This window comes from Segeticoccus rhizosphaerae (assembly GCF_009192725.1).
Lineage (GTDB): Bacteria > Actinomycetota > Actinomycetes > Actinomycetales > Dermatophilaceae > Segeticoccus > Segeticoccus rhizosphaerae.
Window position 1 is genome coordinate 1 of record NZ_VOHR01000664.1, and the last position, 752, is coordinate 752.

Below are 752 nucleotides of genomic sequence, written 5' to 3' on the forward strand. Positions count from 1 at the left end.
CCGCGGTCTCCTCGAGCAGCCCGCGCAGCAACGCAGGCCGGGCCTTCACGCCGGCCGCGGCCAGGTCGTCCGCCACCGCGTCGCTGTCCAGGCCACCCGATCGCGCGGCGTCGAGGGCCGTCTCGTCGAGGTCCACCTCCCGGACCTGGTTGACGACGACGGCGCCCCGGTTGAAACCGGCTGTCGGCAGCTCGGCCGCCGCGTCGACGGTCTCCTGCACCGGCATCTCCTCGAGCAGCGTGACGATGTGCACGGCTGCCTGCCGCGACCGCAGCAGGGCGGTGATCGAGTCGGCCTGCGAACGGATGGGGCCGACCCTGGCCAGCCCCGCGACCTCCTCGTTGACCCCGAGGAAGCGCACCACCCGACCGGTCGGCGGTGCGTCGAGCACGACGGCGTCGTAGAGGCGGGCTGGGTTCGGGCCCTTGGACTTCGGGTCACGCCGGCGCCGGACGGCCTCGTAGACCTTGCCGATGAGCAGCACGTCGCGCACCCCGGGGGCGATCGTGGTGGCGAAGTCGATGGCGCCGAACCGTTCGAGCACCCCGCCGGCCCGGCCGAGCTTGTAGAACAGCTGGAGGTATTCGAGCAGCGCGGCCTTCGCGTCGACCGCCAGCCCCCACACCTCGCCGCCGCCCGCGGCGTGGGCGACCCGCGACTCCTTGTCGGACAGCGGCGGCACGTCCAGCACCTGGCTGATGCCCTGGCGTCCCTCGACCTCGGCGAGCAGCACCCGTCGGCCGCCGGCGGCC

Annotated in this window: 1 protein-coding gene; it reads right to left on the reverse strand. The window is 74.1% G+C overall.

The annotated features are described in order from the left end of the window. Positions 1 to 752, reverse strand: a 752-nt coding sequence (locus FRW57_RS22385) for an ArsA-related P-loop ATPase (RefSeq protein WP_152187117.1), incomplete at both ends; no start/stop codon positions are given.